The sequence below is a fragment of the Streptomyces sp. NPDC007084 genome (assembly GCF_040703595.1).
GTDB lineage: Bacteria > Actinomycetota > Actinomycetes > Streptomycetales > Streptomycetaceae > Streptomyces.
This window is the reverse complement of record NZ_JBEYFY010000006.1, coordinates 166,715-182,515: the sequence shown is the minus strand read 5'-3', so window position 1 is coordinate 182,515 and position 15,801 is coordinate 166,715. Positions and strand designations below refer to the sequence as shown.

Sequence of the window (15,801 nt, the reverse complement as noted above, 5' to 3'; positions counted from 1 at the left end):
CCGTCAGACCTCTTCGACGCTGCTCGGCTCGCGCCGGGACAGGTCGATGCCGAGCTCCTCCGCCGCGCGGAAGACGTCCTCGTCGGTGTCACGCATTTCGATGGACATACCGTCGCTGGACAGCACCTCCACGTTGAGGCAGAGGGACTGCATCTCCTTGATGAGCACCTTGAAGGACTCGGGGATGCCGGGCTCAGGGATGTTCTCGCCCTTGACGATGGCCTCGTAGACCTTCACGCGGCCGGTGACGTCGTCGGACTTGATCGTCAGCAGCTCCTGGAGGGCGTAGGCGGCGCCGTATGCCTCCAGCGCCCACACCTCCATCTCACCGAAGCGCTGACCACCGAACTGAGCCTTACCACCCAGCGGCTGCTGGGTGATCATCGAGTACGGGCCGGTCGACCGGGCGTGCAGCTTGTCGTCGACCAGGTGGTGGAGCTTGAGGATGTACATGTAGCCGACCGAGATCGGGTCCGGGAACGGCTCACCCGAGCGGCCGTCGAACAGCCGCGCCTTGCCGGACGGGAGGACCAGGCGGTCACCGTCGCGGTTGGGCAGGGTGTGCTCGAAGAGACCGGCCAGCTCGTCCTCACGCGCACCGTCGAAGACGGGGGTGGCGACGTTGGTCCGCGGCGGGACCTGGTCGGCACCGATGGCCTGAAGGCGCTGCGCCCAGTCGTCCGCGAGCCCGGAGACGTCCCAGCCGCGGCTGGCGAGCCAGCCGAGGTGGATCTCCAGGACCTGTCCCGGGTTCATTCGGGACGGGACACCCAGCGGGTTGAGGATGATGTCGACCGGGGTGCCGTCCTCCAGGAACGGCATGTCCTCGATCGGCAGGATCTTCGAGATGACACCCTTGTTGCCGTGGCGGCCGGCGAGCTTGTCACCGTCCGTGATCTTGCGCTTCTGCGCCACGTAGACACGAACCAGCTGGTTCACGCCCGGCGGCAGCTCGTCGCCCTCCTCACGGTCGAAGACGCGGACACCGATGACCTTGCCGATCTCGCCGTGCGGGACCTTCAGGGAGGTGTCGCGGACCTCGCGGGCCTTCTCACCGAAGATCGCGCGCAGCAGGCGCTCCTCCGGCGTCAGCTCGGTCTCACCCTTGGGCGTGACCTTGCCGACGAGGATGTCGCCGGCGACGACCTCGGCACCGATACGGATGATGCCGCGCTCGTCGAGGTCGGCGAGGACCTCCTCGGAGACGTTCGGGATGTCCCGGGTGATCTCCTCGGGGCCGAGCTTGGTGTCACGGGCGTCGACCTCGTGCTCCTCGATGTGGATCGAGGAGAGGACGTCGTCCTGCACGAGGCGCTGCGACAGGATGATCGCGTCCTCGTAGTTGTGACCCTCCCACGGCATGAACGCCACGAGCAGGTTCTTGCCGAGGGCCATCTCGCCGTCCTCGGTCGCGGGACCGTCGGCCAGGACCTGGCCCTCGATCACGCGGGCGCCCTCGTCGACGACGACCTTCTGGTTGACAGAGGTGCCCTGGTTCGACCGGGAGAACTTGTGCAGGCGGTACGTGGTGTACGTGCCGTCGTCGTTGGCGGTGGTGATGTAGTCCGCGGAGACCTCCTGGACCACACCGTCCTTCTCCGACTTCAGGACGTCACCGGCGTCGACCGCGCAGCGGTACTCCATGCCGGTGCCGACCAGCGGCGCCTCGGACTTGATGAGCGGAACGGCCTGGCGCATCATGTTCGCGCCCATGAGGGCACGGTTGGCGTCGTCGTGCTCCAGGAACGGGATCATGGCGGTCGCGACCGACACCATCTGGCGCGGGGAGACGTCCATGTAGTCGACGTCGTCACCGGGGACGTAGTCGACCTCTCCGCCACGGCGGCGGACCAGGACGCGGGACTCCTCGAAGCGGAGCTCGTCCGTCAGCGGCGCGTTGGCCTGCGCGATGACGAAGCGGTCCTCCTCGTCGGCCGTCAGGTAGTCGACCTCGTCGGTGACGACACCGCCGGTGACCTTGCGGTACGGGGTCTCGACGAAACCGAACGCGTTGACCCGGCCGTAGGAGGCGAGCGAGCCGATCAGGCCGATGTTCGGGCCTTCGGGGGTCTCGATCGGGCACATGCGGCCGTAGTGCGACGGGTGCACGTCACGGACCTCGAAGCCCGCCCGCTCACGGGAGAGACCACCCGGGCCGAGCGCCGACAGACGGCGCTTGTGGGTGAGACCCGACAGCGGGTTGTTCTGGTCCATGAACTGCGAGAGCTGGCTGGTGCCGAAGAACTCCTTGATGGAGGCGACGACCGGCCGGATGTTGATCAGGGTCTGCGGCGTGATCGCCTCGACGTCCTGAGTCGTCATGCGCTCGCGGACGACGCGCTCCATACGAGCCAGACCCGTGCGGACCTGGTTCTGGATGAGCTCGCCGACGTTGCGCAGACGGCGGTTGCCGAAGTGGTCGATGTCGTCGGTCTCGACGACGATCGACGTGCCGTTGTCGCCGACGGTCTCCGTCTCACCGGCGTGCAGCTTCACCAGGTACTTGATCGTCGAGATGATGTCCTCGACGGTCAGGATCCCGGCGTCGAGCGGGGCGTCGCCGCCCAGCTTCTTGTTGACCTTGTACCGGCCGACCTTGGCGAGGTCGTAGCGCTTCGGGTTGAAGTAGAGGTTCTCCAGAAGCGTCTGCGCGGCCTCACGGGTCGGCGGCTCGCCCGGACGCAGCTTGCGGTAGATGTCGAGCAGCGCGTCGTCCTGGCCCTGGGTGTGGTCCTTCTCCAGGGTGGCGCGCATCGACTCGTACTCGCCGAACTCCTCGAGGATCTGCTCGGTGGTCCAGCCGAGAGCCTTCAGGAGAACGGTGACGGACTGCTTGCGCTTGCGGTCGATGCGGACACCGACCATGTCGCGCTTGTCGATCTCCATCTCCAGCCAGGCACCCCGGGACGGGATGACCTTCGCGGAGAAGATGTCCTTGTCGGACGTCTTGTCGATGGAGGAGTCGAAGTAGACACCCGGCGAGCGGACCAGCTGCGACACGACGACACGCTCGGTGCCGTTGATGACGAAGGTGCCCTTGTTGGTCATGAGCGGGAAGTCGCCCATGAAGACCGTCTGGGACTTGATCTCGCCGGTCTCGTTGTTGGTGAACTCGGCGGTGACGAAGAGCGGGGCCGCGTACGTGAAGTCGCGGTCCTTGCACTCGTCGATGGAGTTCTTCGGGGGCTCGAAGCGGTGGTCGCGGAACGTCAGGGACATCGACCCGCTGAAGTCCTCGATCGGGGAGATCTCCTCGAAGATCTCCTCCAGACCGGACTTGGTGGGGACGTCCTGTCCGCTGTCCAGAGCCGCCTCGACACGAGCCTTCCACGCGTCGTTTCCGAGCAGCCAGTCGAAGCTCTCGGTTTGCAGCGCAAGAAGGTTCGGAACCTCGAGGGGCTCCTTGATCTTTGCAAAGGAGATGCGCAGCGGGGCGGTGCTGGCGCCGTTGTTCGTATTCGCGGTCGAGGCAGTGCGCGAGGCGGCCAAGAGGGGGTCCTTCCGAGGGCTCGGACTCACTACGCGCGTACCGGTCCCATGTCGGACACAGCATCGGGCCTTTCTCTGTCAGGCCGTATAAGGCCAGGTCAGAGATGATCCGATCGTCGATGCTCCAGCATGGGTATGCCCCTGGTGACGGGCAGGAGGCAGCTAACAGGCAGCGCAAAGGGTCAGTGTAGCCACTTGGCCCACTGATGTCCAGTCCCGGTTGTGGAGACCCTCTTCTTCGTCCTCAACACCTGCCGCAAGCCATGCCCTCGATGCACATCGATACTGCCCTCTTCGCCGCCGATCCATGCCTCGGATACGGATCGTTGTGACGACGCGTCCTGAGAATTGCGCGCTGCGTGCGGTTCGTCAAGGCCCCCCAGGCCCAAAGCGTGTGCCGCGATCGTCACGTGCGGCCCGCCCCACAACCCGTCTCTCTGCCTGTCACAGGGCCGCGGGAGGCACAACGAAGATCACCATACTCGTCGTGACCTGCAGTGCAAGGCAGCCGCTTCGGGGACCCCCGGCAACGCCGAAGAGCGACCACCCAGTTGGGTGATCGCTCTTCGGTGCGTCAGCGTTACAGCGCTACGTGAGCGGCTGTGGCAGCTTCACAGGAGCCCTGGAGGGGCTCGTCGGGTTACTTGACCTCGACGGAGGCGCCGGCGCCCTTGAGGGACTCGGCGGCCTTCTCGGCGGCCTCCTTGGCGACCTTCTCGAGGACCGGCTTCGGAGCGCCGTCGACGAGGTCCTTGGCCTCCTTCAGACCCAGCGAGGTCAGCTCACGCACGACCTTGATGACCTGGATCTTCTTGTCGCCGGCACCCGTGAGGATGACGTCGAACTCGTCCTGCTCCTCGGCGGCGGCGGCTTCGCCACCACCCTGGGCCGGACCGGCGGCGACGGCGACGGCCGCGGCGGCGGTGACGTCGAACTTCTCCTCGAAGGCCTTCACGAACTCGGCCAGCTCGATGAGGGTGAGGTTCTCGAACTGCTCGAGCAGCTCTTCCTGGGACAGCTTCGCCATGATGGCGTCCTTCCACTAATTCGGCAGGTGCCGGATGTACTGGTGAGGCGGGCGTACGTTCGGCCCGCTGCGACCGTCGCCGTCAGGCGGCGGTCAATGCGCGAGCCGAATTACTCGGCACCGCCCTGCTCGGCCTGCTTGGCACGAAGCGCCTCCGCGGTGCGGACGAACTTCGAGGGAAGCGCCTGGAAGAGCTGAGCAGTCTGCGTCTGCTTGCCCTTGAAGGCGCCCGCCAGCTTGGCGAGCAGAACCTCGCGGGACTCGAGGTCCGCGAGCTTCTTGATCTCGTCGGCGGACATCGCCTTGCCGTCAAGGACGCCGCCCTTGATGACGAGGTTCGGGTTGTCCTTGGCGAAGTCACGAAGACCCTTCGCCGACGTCACCGGGTCACCGGTGATGAAGGCGACCGCCGTCGGACCGTTGAACAGGTCGTCGAGCGTGGAGATCCCGGCCTCGTTGGCCGCGATCTTGGTCAGCGTGTTCTTCACCACGGCGTACTGGGCGTCTTCACCGAGCGAACGACGCAGCGTCTTGAGCTGCGCCACGGTGAGACCCCGGTACTCGGTCAGCACGGCGGCGTTCGAGCTGCGGAACTGGTCCGCCAGCTCGGCTACCGCGGCAGCCTTGTCGGGCCTTGCCATAAGCGTGGCCTCCTTCCGGGTGATGAGGACCGCTCAGAAGGGGCCGACACAACAAAACGCCCCGGCGCAGGCGCACGGGGCGTAGCTCGACCGGACGATCCGCACGCTGGGCGGCGAGGTCCGGGAACATGTCCACAGTCACCTACGCGGGTCGTCCGCAGTTTCAGCGGATCCTTCGGCCACCACGCCCTCTTGCGAGCACGAGGCAACGACCAGCGGTCTTTGGCTTCTGGAGGAGAGTACGTGAAGGGGACTCCGTCAAGCAAATCCGGCCGAACGGCCCAGTGCCCGGGCCGCCGCCGGACCCGGTCACCCCGGCCGGCCGACCGGCGGGTCACCCCCGGTCACCCCGGCCGGCGGACCGCCGGGTCACCCCCGGTCAGCGCCCGGATCACTCTTCCTGGGCGCCCTTGATGATCTCGGCGAGGTCGGCGGTGTCCTTGGCCGGCGGGGCCTTCACCGTCACCGGCTTGTTGTAGTCGAGGAAGGTGATGGTCACGTCGAGCGGGCCCTTGTCGGCCGTCCCGCGCAGGCGGAACTGGCGTGTGCGGTCCCCGCCGTCGATCCAGGTGTCCATCGTGAGCGTGTCGACGCCCATCTTCTCGTACTGCTCAAGGCTCTTCTCGCGCTGCTCGCGGACGGCCTTGTCCTCGCCCTTGAGGGTCTTGCGGAGCGAGTCCAGGGTGACCGAGCCCTTGTAGTGCGTGGTCTTCACGCCCTGGACGGTCTCGGTGCCGACCTTCTTCACGTTCTTCGAGCCGGTGAGGAAGGTGGACTCGGCCGCCGGGTTCCTGTCGGCCTGGCCGTCGGCGAAGGGGTCGCCTTCGGACCCCGTGCCGGCCTCGGGCGCGGACATGTCGAACTTGATCCAGCTTTTGCCGCCCATCTCCGGGTCGGGCTTCCCCCCGCCGACGTACATCGCGCCGTCCACGACCCGCATCTCGACCGGTCCGTCGTCGCCCGAGTTCGCGGCGGTCATCTTCATGCTCATGGCCGGCGGCTTCATGCTCATCGACGCTTCGGCGGCGACCTTGCCCGACTCCGGGACCTTGCCGGTCATCCGGTAGTGCAGGGACGTGATGTCCTCGGTGTTCTTCGCGGCCTTGGCGACGGCCGCCGCGGGCGTCATCTCCGGCGACTCGTCGGCGCCCTTGGAACAGGCCACCGCTCCCCCGCCCAGGACCAGCGCCGCGAGGGCCGCGCCGGTCGCTCCGCGTCGTACCGAGGTGTGCACAGCGAGACTCAAGATTCCCCCCAGGAAACAGATGAGCGATTCACAGCTTCAGATGTGCCATGAACATACCTGAGGGGACCGGTCATGATCCTCAGGGTTTTCGGTCCTGGCGCCCCACGGCTCAGCCCTCCGTGGCGCCGCCCTGCCTCTTCAGGAGGTCCCTGAAGTCGGCGGTGTCGGCGGCCGGCGGCTTTTGGGCCGGGACCTTCGTCCCGTAGTCGCTGTAGTACGCCGTCGAGGTCATCGTGCCGCTCGTCAGCTCGCCCTTCTCGACCTTCTTGACCAGCAGGTCGTCGCCGTCGACCCAGATGTCGACCTTCTCGGTGCTGACGCCGGCCGCGGTGAGCTGCTTCTTGAGGTCGGCGAGCTGGCCGGCGCTCAGGTGGGAGGAGCGGGCCGCCAGGTCGGAGACGTCGACCGTGCCGGAGTAGTGCGTGGTGCGCCGGCCGCGCACGGTCTCCGGGCCGACCTCGCGGACGTCGCCGGACGCCAGCAGCAGCTTCACCGACTGGTTCGGCGTGGTGTTCCGCATCTGGTCCTTCAGATACGCGCCCGAGCTGCCGCCGAACCGGGCGAGGTCGTCGTACCCGTACCGGATCCAGTGCTTGCCGCCCGCCTGCCGGGCGAAGGTGTCGCTCATCCGCGCGTAGTAGGCGTCCGAGAGGTACCGGGCCTGCATGGTGGTGCTGCCGGCCCGCCGCATGGTGTCGGCGAGGGTGCCGCCCGTGTAGGTGATGGTCATCGTGCCGGTGAGGCCGTGGGACCAGCCCATGACACCGTCGGCCTTCATGTCCATCAGCGTGCCCATGGACGTGGTCGACTCGACCTTCGCGGAGTCCGCGCCGTCGGTGGACCGCTCCGCGGAGCGCAGGGCGGCTATGGGGCTCACATGGGTGGCGGCCCGGTGCACCGCCTTGTCGTCCTTGCCCGAACTCCCCGACGTGTCCGAGGAGTTGCAGGCGGTCAGGCCCGCGAGCGCGGCGGTCAGCGCGAGCGGAAGGCTCACGCGGCGCACGATGCTGCTGTTCATTGGTCCCACCCCTATGCGATTCCTGTGACCGCACGCTAACGCAGGCCACTGACACACGTACCGGAAATTCCCGCCCGGGCGTTCGCCGAGGAAGGGTTCCGGACATGAAGACGGGCCCCGCACCTCGAAAGGTTGCGGGGCCCGTTTCACATACGCGTGCGCGACGCGGTCACCGGGGTGAGCGGAGGGCTCAGACGGCGGCCGGGTCCTCCTCGACGAGGAGGTTGCGGGTGCGGTTGGGGTCGACGGGGACGCCGGGGCCGATCGTCGAGCTGATCGCGGCCTTCTTGATGTAGCGGCCCTTGGCGGCCGACGGCTTCAGACGAAGGATCTCGTCGAGGGCCGCGCCGTAGTTCTCCACCAGCTTGGTGTCGTCGAAGGACACCTTGCCGATGATGAAGTGCAGGTTCGAGTGCTTGTCGACGCGGAACTCGATCTTGCCGCCCTTGATGTCGGTGACAGCCTTGGCGACGTCGGGGGTCACGGTGCCGGTCTTGGGGTTCGGCATGAGACCACGGGGACCGAGCACGCGGCCGAGGCGGCCGACCTTGCCCATGAGGTCCGGGGTGGCGACGACGGCGTCGAAGTCCAGACGGCCCTTCGCGACCTCGTCGATCAGTTCGTCGGAGCCGACGATGTCGGCGCCCGCGGCCTCCGCGGCCGCAGCACGGTCACCGGTCGCGAAGACCAGGACCCGGGCGGTCTTGCCGGTGCCGTGCGGCAGGTTCACGGTGCCACGGACCATCTGGTCGGCCTTGCGCGGGTCGACACCCAGGCGGAAGGCGACCTCGACGGTGCCGTCGAACTTGCTGGTGGAGGTCTCCTTGGCGAGACGGACGGCCTCGAGCGGGGCGTAGAGCTTGTCCCGGTCGACCTTGGCGTCCGCAGCGCGGAGAGACTTGCTGCGCTTGCTCACTACTGCTCCTGATGTGTTCTGAGGAGTCGTGGTGTGGGCCGAGCAGGCCCTGCCACGTGCGGCCGAGGCCGCTGATTTCCTACGAAGGTGGGTGTCAGCCCTCGACCGTGATGCCCATGGAACGGGCGGTGCCGGCGATGATCTTCGACGCGGCGTCCAGGTCGTTGGCGTTGAGGTCGGGCAGCTTGGTCGTGGCGATCTCGCGGACCTGCGCCTGGGTGATCTTGGCGACCTTGGTCTTGTGCGGCTCGCCGGAGCCCTTCTCGACACCCGCGGCCTTGAGGATCATCTTGGCGGCCGGCGGGGTCTTGGTGATGAAGGTGAAGGAGCGGTCCTCGTAGACCGTGATCTCCACCGGGATGACCCAGCCACGCTGCGACTCGGTCGCGGCGTTGTAGGCCTTGCAGAACTCCATGATGTTGACGCCATGCTGACCGAGCGCGGGGCCGACCGGCGGAGCCGGGTTGGCCGCACCGGCCTGGATCTGGAGCTTGATGAGCCCCGTGACCTTCTTCTTCTTGGGAGGCATTCCGGGTCCTCTTTCGTTTTCGCCTTCCTACGTCCGAGTCGCCCCGGACGGCTGCCCCCAGTCGGATCAATGATCCGGATGGAGGCATACCGCACAACGATAACGGGTATCCATGCGCGGCTAAAAACCGAGCAGGTCAGACCGGCCGCGATAGCCCGTCTGACCTGTTCGGAAGACGTACGTCCAGAAGGCGCTAGTTCTTCTGGATCTGGTCGAAGGACAGCTCGACCGGGGTCTCGCGGCCGAAGATCTCGACCAGGCCCTTGACCTTCTTCGAGTCGGCGTTGATCTCGTTGATCGTGGCCTGGAGCGTGGCGAAGGGGCCGTCGGTGACGGTGACCGAGTCGCCGACCTCGAAGTCCAGCACCTGGACCTCGACCTTGCGCGCCGGGGCGGGCTTGCCCTCGGCCTCGGCGGCCTCGCGGGCGGCCTTCTCCTCGGCCTCCGGGGCGAGCATCTTGACGATCTCGTCCAGGGTCAGCGGGTACGGGTCGTAGGCGTTGCCCACGAAGCCGGTGACGCCGGGGGTGTTGCGGACGACGCCCCAGGACTCGTTCGTCAGGTCCATGCGGACCAGGACGTAGCCCGGGAGCTTGTTCTGCTTGATGGTCTTGCGCTCGCCGTTCTTGATCTGCGCGACCTCTTCCTGCGGCACCTCGGCCTGGAAGATGAAGTCCTCGACGTTCAGCGAGACGGCACGCTGTTCGAGGTTGGTCTTCACGCGGTTCTCGTAACCGGCGTACGTGTGGATGACGTACCACTCGCCCGGGAGCGTGCGCAGCTCCTCGCGGAGGGCGGTCACGGGGTCGACGGGCTCGGCCTCTTCCTCGGCCTCGGCTTCCTCGGCCTCGGCGTCGGCCTCGTCGGCGACGAGGGCCTCGGCGGGCACGTCCTCGTCCGCGACGTCCGCACCGGACTCGTCCTCGACGTGCAGGGCCGCGTCCTCGGCGGGCTCGTCCGCGGCGGCATCGGCAGCCTCGAACTCGTCCACGACGTCCGCTCCCTCGACGATCTCGAGTTCGTCGTCAACGGACTCGACCGACTCGGAGGCGCCGTTCAGGTTCGGGTCAGACACGGTGGCTGCTTCTTCCTGGATACATGGGGGTGGAACGCGCGAAAGGGGCGCCGGTGACGGCGCCCTTCGCTCTCGGCTCAGCCGAAGACGTACTTGGCGGCGTGGTTGAGCCCATAGTCAATCACGGTCACCAGGCCGATCATGATGACGACGAAGACAATCACCACGGTGGTGTACGTCGTGAGCTGGTTGCGAGTCGGCCAGACGACCTTGCGGAGCTCCGCGACAATCTGGCGGTAGAAGATGGCAAGGCGCTTCAGCGGGCCCTTCTTGGCACGCTTACCGCCCTTGCGGGGCTTCTTGGACTCGGGCGCCTCGGCATCAGGCATGTCGATGGAGCCCACGGCGTCCGTCACTCGTCCTCACCTGATTCCGGGTCGTGGCCGTGCCGCGCCCGGTGGAGCCGCACGGCGGTGCATTGCAGTACGTACATGCGCACACATCCTGGCGAAAGGTGTGTGTAGCAGGGCCGGAGGGACTTGAACCCCCAACCGCTGGTTTTGGAGACCAGTGCTCTACCAATTGAGCTACGACCCTTTGATTTCCCCCAACGTACCGCATCCGCCCGGGTGCTCGGTGTGCACCGGGTGAGTGCGGCCGGTGAAGGCCAACGAGGTGAGAGTGTACGTGCTCGCGAGCCGGGCGTCGAACAGAAAGTGTCCGCCCGGGTCTTCTCCGCTGAAGATCGACTGGTGGGGCCGGTGGATGCGGACGGATGTTCTGCCGCTGTTCAGTCTGTGAAACCCGCGTGCCGGGGGCGTTTCCGGTCTGAAACGATGGGTCCCATGAGCGCTGCAATCCCTCCCACCGAGCGCCGGGTCTCCGCCCGAGTCGGCGCGATCTCCGAGTCCGCCACTCTCGCCGTGGACGCCAAGGCCAAGGCCCTCAAGGCCGCCGGACGTCCGGTGATCGGCTTCGGCGCCGGTGAACCCGACTTCCCCACCCCCGACTACATCGTGCAGGCGGCCATCGAGGCCTGCTCGAACCCCAAGTACCACCGCTACACGCCGGCCGGCGGGCTCCCCGAGCTGAAGGCGGCCATCGCGGCGAAGACCCTGCGCGACTCCGGCTACGAGGTGGAGGCCGCCCAGGTCCTCGTCACCAACGGCGGCAAGCAGGCCATCTACGAGGCCTTCGCCGCGATCCTCGACCCGGGCGACGAGGTCATCGTCCCGGCGCCGTACTGGACCACCTACCCGGAGTCCATCCGTCTCGCCGGCGGTGTCCCGGTCGAGGTCGTCGCCGACGAGACCACCGGCTACCGCGTCTCGGTCGAGCAGCTCGAAGCGGCCCGCACCGAGAACACCAAGGTGCTGCTCTTCGTCTCGCCGTCCAACCCGACGGGCGCGGTCTACACCCGCGAGCAGATCGAGGCGATCGGCCGCTGGGCCGCCGAGAAGGGCCTGTGGGTCCTGACCGACGAGATCTACGAGCACCTGGTCTACGGCGACGCCGAGTTCCACTCGCTGCCCGTGGTGGTGCCCGAGCTGCGCGACAAGTGCATCGTGGTGAACGGCGTCGCCAAGACGTACGCCATGACCGGCTGGCGCGTGGGCTGGGTCATCGGCCCGAAGGACGTCGTGAAGGCCGCGGCCAACCTCCAGTCGCACGCCACGTCCAACGTGTCGAACGTGGCCCAGGTCGCCGCGCTCGCCGCCGTCTCGGGCGACCTGTCGGCCGTCGCGAAGATGCGCGAGGCCTTCGACCGCCGCCGCAAGACCATCGTGCGCATGCTGAACGAGATCGAGGGCGTGGTCTGCCCCGAGCCCGAGGGCGCCTTCTACGCCTACCCCTCGGTGAAGGGGCTCCTCGGCAAGGAGATCCGCGGCAAGCGCCCCGCGGACACGGTCGAGCTGGCCGCGCTGATCCTGGAGGAGGTCGAGGTGGCGGTCGTCCCGGGCGAGGCCTTCGGCACGCCGGGCTATCTGCGGCTGTCGTACGCCCTCGGTGACGAGGACCTCGTCGAGGGCGTCAGCCGGCTCCAGAAGCTGCTCGCCGAGGCGACGGACTGACGTCTCTCCCGTCCCGGGCCGCCCTCGGGCGCCGGTGACATCGTGCTCCACGCGCGCGTGCGGGGGCCGGCCACCCATCCGGTGGCCGGCCCCCGTTCGTGCGTTCGGGCAAGCTCACGATCAGGGAAAGCGCTACCGGCACGGCGTCCGGGTGCGGCAGGATCCTGGGATGGAGCGCGTACGTGATGTAAGTGAACTGCCGAAGGCCCATCTGCACCTGCACTTCACCGGGTCGATGCGGTCCACGACCCTGCTGGAGCTGGCCGACAAGTACGGGGTACGCCTGCCGGACGCGCTGACCAGCGGGGAACCGCCGAAACTCCGGGCGACCGACGAGCGCGGCTGGTTCCGCTTCCAGCGCCTGTACGACGCGGCCCGGGCCTGTCTGCGCGAGCCCGAGGACATCCGGCGGCTGGTCCGCGAGGCCGCCGAAGAGGACATCAAGGACGGCTCCGGGTGGCTGGAGATCCAGGTCGACCCGACGTCGTACGCGCCCCGGCTCGGCGGGCTCATCCCGGCCCTGGAAGTCATCCTGGACGCGGTCGACTCGGCCATGCGGGACACCGGTCTCGGGATGCGCGTCCTGGTCGCCGCGAACCGCATGAAGCACCCGCTGGACGCCCGCACGCTGGCCCGGCTCGCCGTGCGGTACGCGGACCGCGGGATCGTCGGCTTCGGGCTCTCCAACGACGAACGGCGCGGCATGGCGCGGGACTTCGACCGGGCCTTCGCGATCGCGCGGGAGGGCGGGCTGCTGTCCGCGCCGCACGGCGGCGAGCTGACCGGGCCCGCCTCGGTCCGCGACTGCCTGGACGACCTGCACGCCTCCCGGATCGGCCACGGGGTGCGGGCCGCCGAGGACCCCCGGCTGCTCAAGCGGCTCGCCGACCGTGGGGTCACCTGTGAGGTGTGCCCCGCCTCGAACGTCGCCCTCGGTGTCTACGAGAAGGCGGCCGACGTACCCCTCAGGACTCTGTTCGAAGCCGGGGTCCCGATGGCCCTCGGTGCGGACGATCCGCTGCTCTTCGGATCACGGCTCGCCGCCCAGTACGAGATCGCCCGGCGCCACCACGCCTTCACGGACGCGGAACTGGCCGAGCTGGCCCGGCAGTCGATCCGCGCCTCGGCCGCGCCGGAGGACGTACGCGCGAAACTCCTGTCCGGCGTCGACGACTGGCTGGCCTCCTAGCTCTCCGAGGGCGGGTCCCGGGGCTGCGGGTCAGGGGGCGGCCGGCGCGATCCCGGCGAGCAGGGTGCGGGCGAGCGCCGACGCGAAGGTGTCGAGCGGCGGGGGTGTGCCGTCCTCGGTGGCGTCGTAGGCGAACGCGCGCTGCGCGCAGGCGCCCAGCAGCAGCGAGGCGGCGGCGTAGGTGTCGGCACCGGGCTGGACACGCCCGGCCCGCTGCTCGGCGCGCAGATAGGCGGCGACCCCGTGGATCGGCACGTGGGGGCCCGCGCCCATGGCCCGCATCGCCGCGTCGTGGCGCCGCTTGAGCTGGGTCTCCGCGTACAGGGAGGCGGCGATCGGGAAGCTCTGCTCGTAGAACAGGGCCGCCTGGCGGGCGATGTCGGTGAGGTTCTCCTCCAGGGAGTGCTCCGCCGGTTCGGACATCAGCCGCTCCAGCAGCGGGCCGAGCCGGGGCAGCCGCTCCTCCAGGACGCGGATGAACAGCTCCTCCTTGCCGGCGAAGTACTTGTAGAGGGCCGCCTCGGAGCAGCCGGCCGCCTTGGCGATCTCCTTGGTGGTGACCCGGGCGAGGCCGAGGGTGAGCATCAGCTCGTGCGCGGCGTCGAGGATACGGATCCGGGCCGGCTTCGACCGCGCGGGTTCGGCGGCGGATGTCTGCTGCATGGGGCCCAAGGATTCCACGGCGCGTCCTCGCGGGGTTGACGGGTGGGTGAGTACTTACCCACTCTAGAAGGAGCAAGGGTGAGTGAACACTCACCCACCTCCACTCACCTCCACCCCCCTCTCGCCTCATCCACATCCGCCCACCCTTGGGGAGCAGGCCATGAAACTCACCGTTCTCGGTGCCACCGGAGGCATCGGCCAGGAGATCGTCCGGCAGGCCCTCGGCGCGGGCCACGAGGTCACCGCCGTCGTACGGGACCCGGCGCGGCTGTCCGTCACCGGCGCGGGTCTGGAGGTGTTCCGCGCGGACCTCACCGACCCGGGGGCGCTGCGTTCCGCCGTCGCCGGCCGGGACGCGGTGCTGTCCGGGCTCGGCGCGCGACGCCGCAAGGACGCCGGGGTCGCGGCCCGGCTCACCCGTACGGTGCTGGGCGCGATGGAGGCCGAGCAGACGCGGCGCCTGCTCGTGGTCAGCGCCGGCCCGGTCGGGCCGGCCGCCGTGGAGGACGGGTTCCTCGACCGCGCGATGCGCGGCATGATCTCGTCGCTCCTGAAGGACGTGTACGCCGACCTGCGGGAGATGGAGGCGGCGCTGGCCGCGAGCGCCACCGACTGGACGTCCGTACGCCCGCCGCGCCTCCAGGACAAGCCGCTGACCGGGTCCTACCGCACGGTCGTGGGCGGTTTCCCGCCCCGGGGCCGGTTCATCGGACGCGCCGACGTGGCCCACGCGATGCTGGCGATGACCGACGACCCGGCGACGGTGAAGCAGGGGGTGGGGGTCGCCTACTAGGACGTCCGCCGGGCGTCACCGGGGAACCGGACGGGCCGAGCGGACCGCGCAGACCGGGCGGGCCGGGCCGGCCGGGCGGACCGGGCGGGCCGGGCGTGTCAGAGGCTGACGCCGACCGTCACCGGCTCGTTGACGAGGGTGATCCCGAAGGCCTCGCGGACTCCGGCGACGACCTCGCGGGCCAGCGCGAGCAGGTCCTCGGTGGTGGCCTCGCCCCGGTTGGTGAGGGCCAGCGTGTGCTTGGTCGAGATGCGCGCGGGTCCGGTCCCGTAGCCCTTGGCGAACCCCGACTTGTCGATCAGCCAGGCCGCGGAAGTCTTGGTGTGCCCCTCGCCCGCGGGGTAGGCGGGCGGTACGGCGTCGGCGCCGAGGCGCTCCTTCACGCGCGCGTGGAACGCGGCGAACGCCTCGTCGGTGAGAATCGGGTTGGTGAAGAACGACCCGGCGGACCAGGTGTCGTGGTCCTCGGGGTCGAGCACCATGCCCTTGCCCGCGCGGAGCTTCAGGACGGTCTCGCGGGCGTCGGCGAGCGGAACGCGGTCGCCGGGCTCCACGCCGAGCGTGCGGGCGGTCTCGGCGTACTTGACCGGCGCCGAGAGGCCGTCGGCGTCCTCCAGCTCGAAGCGGACACGCAGCACGACATGGCGGTCGGGCTCGGCCTTGAAGCGGCTGTGGCGGTAGGAGAAGGCGCACTCGGCGTTGGTCAGCGTGACCGTCTCGCCCGTCTTCCGGTCGTAGGCGATCACTTCGCTGATCGTCGACGACACTTCCTGGCCGTACGCGCCCACGTTCTGGATCGGGGTGGCGCCCGCGGAGCCGGGGATGCCCGCCAGGCACTCGATCCCGGCGAGCCCGGCCTCGACGGTGCGGGCGACCGCGTCGGTCCACACCTCACCGGCGGCAAGCTCCAGCGTCGTACCGTCGAGCGAGAAGCCCTCGGTGGCGAGGCGCAGGGCCGTACCGGCGAAGCCCTTGTCGCCGATGACCAGGTTCGATCCGCCGCCGATCAGCAGCAGCGGCGTCCCGGCGGCGTCGGCCTCGCGCACGGCGGCGACCACCTCGGCGTCGGTCGTGGCGGTGATCAGCCGGGCGGCCGGGCCGCCGAGCCGGAAGGTGGTCAGCGGGGCGAGCGGGGCATCGTGGAGTTCCAGCACGGGCCCAAGACTACGAGAAGGCGCGGACCGTCCCGGCCACCGGTGCGCG

Annotated in this window: 14 protein-coding genes and 1 tRNA gene; 3 read left to right on the top strand and 12 right to left on the bottom strand. The window is 68.8% G+C overall.

All coding sequences use genetic code 11. From position 1 onward, the window contains the following. Nucleotides 1-3: 3 nt before the first annotated feature. The 10 genes from rpoB to AB0912_RS08415 all read right to left on the bottom strand — a co-directional run bounded on the left by rpoB (nt 4) and on the right by AB0912_RS08415 (nt 10,478). A complete protein-coding gene (rpoB, locus tag AB0912_RS08460) occupies nt 4-3,489 on the bottom strand; it encodes a DNA-directed RNA polymerase subunit beta (protein WP_366697182.1) in 3,486 nt (1,161 codons plus the stop codon). Between the two features lie 640 nt (nt 3,490-4,129). Further along, entirely contained in the window at nt 4,130-4,516 is a 387-nt protein-coding gene (gene rplL, locus AB0912_RS08455; protein WP_366697181.1) for a 50S ribosomal protein L7/L12, read from the bottom strand. Nucleotides 4,517-4,626: 110 nt separating this feature from the next. Continuing rightward, nucleotides 4,627-5,157 (bottom strand): 50S ribosomal protein L10, encoded by a 531-nt coding sequence (rplJ, locus tag AB0912_RS08450; RefSeq protein ID WP_366697180.1) that lies wholly within the window; start codon nt 5,155-5,157, stop codon nt 4,627-4,629. A gap of 391 nt (nt 5,158-5,548) precedes the next feature. After that, nucleotides 5,549-6,391 (bottom strand): DUF1396 domain-containing protein, encoded by an 843-nt coding sequence (locus AB0912_RS08445; protein WP_366697224.1) that lies wholly within the window; start codon nt 6,389-6,391, stop codon nt 5,549-5,551. Nucleotides 6,392-6,512: 121 nt separating this feature from the next. Further along, complete coding sequence (locus AB0912_RS08440) at nt 6,513-7,421, bottom strand: hypothetical protein (RefSeq protein ID WP_366697179.1); 909 nt, start codon at nt 7,419-7,421, stop codon at nt 6,513-6,515. A 190-nt stretch (nt 7,422-7,611) separates the two neighbouring features. Then, entirely contained in the window at nt 7,612-8,337 is a 726-nt protein-coding gene (rplA, locus tag AB0912_RS08435; protein ID WP_366697178.1) for a 50S ribosomal protein L1, read from the bottom strand. Between the two features lie 94 nt (nt 8,338-8,431). Then, nucleotides 8,432-8,866 (bottom strand): 50S ribosomal protein L11, encoded by a 435-nt coding sequence (gene rplK / locus AB0912_RS08430; protein ID WP_010986329.1) that lies wholly within the window; start codon nt 8,864-8,866, stop codon nt 8,432-8,434. A gap of 193 nt (nt 8,867-9,059) precedes the next feature. Further along, entirely contained in the window at nt 9,060-9,941 is an 882-nt protein-coding gene (gene nusG / locus AB0912_RS08425) for a transcription termination/antitermination protein NusG (protein WP_366697177.1), read from the bottom strand. A gap of 77 nt (nt 9,942-10,018) precedes the next feature. Beyond that, a complete protein-coding gene (gene secE / locus AB0912_RS08420; protein WP_366697176.1) occupies nt 10,019-10,297 on the bottom strand; it encodes a preprotein translocase subunit SecE in 279 nt (92 codons plus the stop codon). Nucleotides 10,298-10,405: 108 nt separating this feature from the next. Continuing rightward, a tRNA-Trp gene (locus AB0912_RS08415) sits at nt 10,406-10,478 on the bottom strand. A 248-nt stretch (nt 10,479-10,726) separates the two neighbouring features. On the opposite strand from AB0912_RS08415, the gene AB0912_RS08410 reads away from it, so the two are divergent. Next, nucleotides 10,727-11,953, top strand: a complete 1,227-nt coding sequence (locus AB0912_RS08410; RefSeq protein ID WP_366697175.1) for a pyridoxal phosphate-dependent aminotransferase — start codon at nt 10,727-10,729, stop codon at nt 11,951-11,953. A 169-nt stretch (nt 11,954-12,122) separates the two neighbouring features. After that, nucleotides 12,123-13,142: an adenosine deaminase gene (locus AB0912_RS08405; RefSeq protein ID WP_366697174.1), complete on the top strand. Its 1,020-nt coding sequence runs from the start codon at nt 12,123-12,125 to the stop codon at nt 13,140-13,142. A 30-nt stretch (nt 13,143-13,172) separates the two neighbouring features. On the opposite strand, the gene AB0912_RS08400 is transcribed toward AB0912_RS08405, so the two are convergent. Next, on the bottom strand, nt 13,173-13,805 hold the full coding sequence (locus AB0912_RS08400; protein WP_366697173.1) for a helix-turn-helix domain-containing protein: 633 nt from the start codon (nt 13,803-13,805) through the stop codon (nt 13,173-13,175). 160 nt (nt 13,806-13,965) lie between these two features. On the opposite strand from AB0912_RS08400, the gene AB0912_RS08395 reads away from it, so the two are divergent. Further along, entirely contained in the window at nt 13,966-14,598 is a 633-nt protein-coding gene (locus AB0912_RS08395; RefSeq protein WP_366697172.1) for an NAD(P)H-binding protein, read from the top strand. 98 nt (nt 14,599-14,696) lie between these two features. Here AB0912_RS08395 and AB0912_RS08390 read toward each other — a convergent pair whose 3' ends face one another. Beyond that, nucleotides 14,697-15,752: a UDP-N-acetylmuramate dehydrogenase gene (locus AB0912_RS08390; protein WP_366697171.1), complete on the bottom strand. Its 1,056-nt coding sequence runs from the start codon at nt 15,750-15,752 to the stop codon at nt 14,697-14,699. Nucleotides 15,753-15,801 lie beyond the last annotated feature (49 nt).

Coding starts and splice junctions, on each gene's coding strand:
- rplJ (WP_366697180.1), bottom strand. CDS start 5,157: ATGGCAAGGCCCGACAAGGCTGCCGCGGTAGCCGAGCTGGCGGACCAG.
- rplL (WP_366697181.1), bottom strand. CDS start 4,516: ATGGCGAAGCTGTCCCAGGAAGAGCTGCTCGAGCAGTTCGAGAACCTC.
- rplK (WP_010986329.1), bottom strand. CDS start 8,866: ATGCCTCCCAAGAAGAAGAAGGTCACGGGGCTCATCAAGCTCCAGATC.
- AB0912_RS08395 (WP_366697172.1), top strand. CDS start 13,966: ATGAAACTCACCGTTCTCGGTGCCACCGGAGGCATCGGCCAGGAGATC.
- AB0912_RS08440 (WP_366697179.1), bottom strand. CDS start 7,421: ATGAACAGCAGCATCGTGCGCCGCGTGAGCCTTCCGCTCGCGCTGACC.
- AB0912_RS08410 (WP_366697175.1), top strand. CDS start 10,727: ATGAGCGCTGCAATCCCTCCCACCGAGCGCCGGGTCTCCGCCCGAGTC.
- AB0912_RS08400 (WP_366697173.1), bottom strand. CDS start 13,805: ATGCAGCAGACATCCGCCGCCGAACCCGCGCGGTCGAAGCCGGCCCGG.
- AB0912_RS08405 (WP_366697174.1), top strand. CDS start 12,123: ATGGAGCGCGTACGTGATGTAAGTGAACTGCCGAAGGCCCATCTGCAC.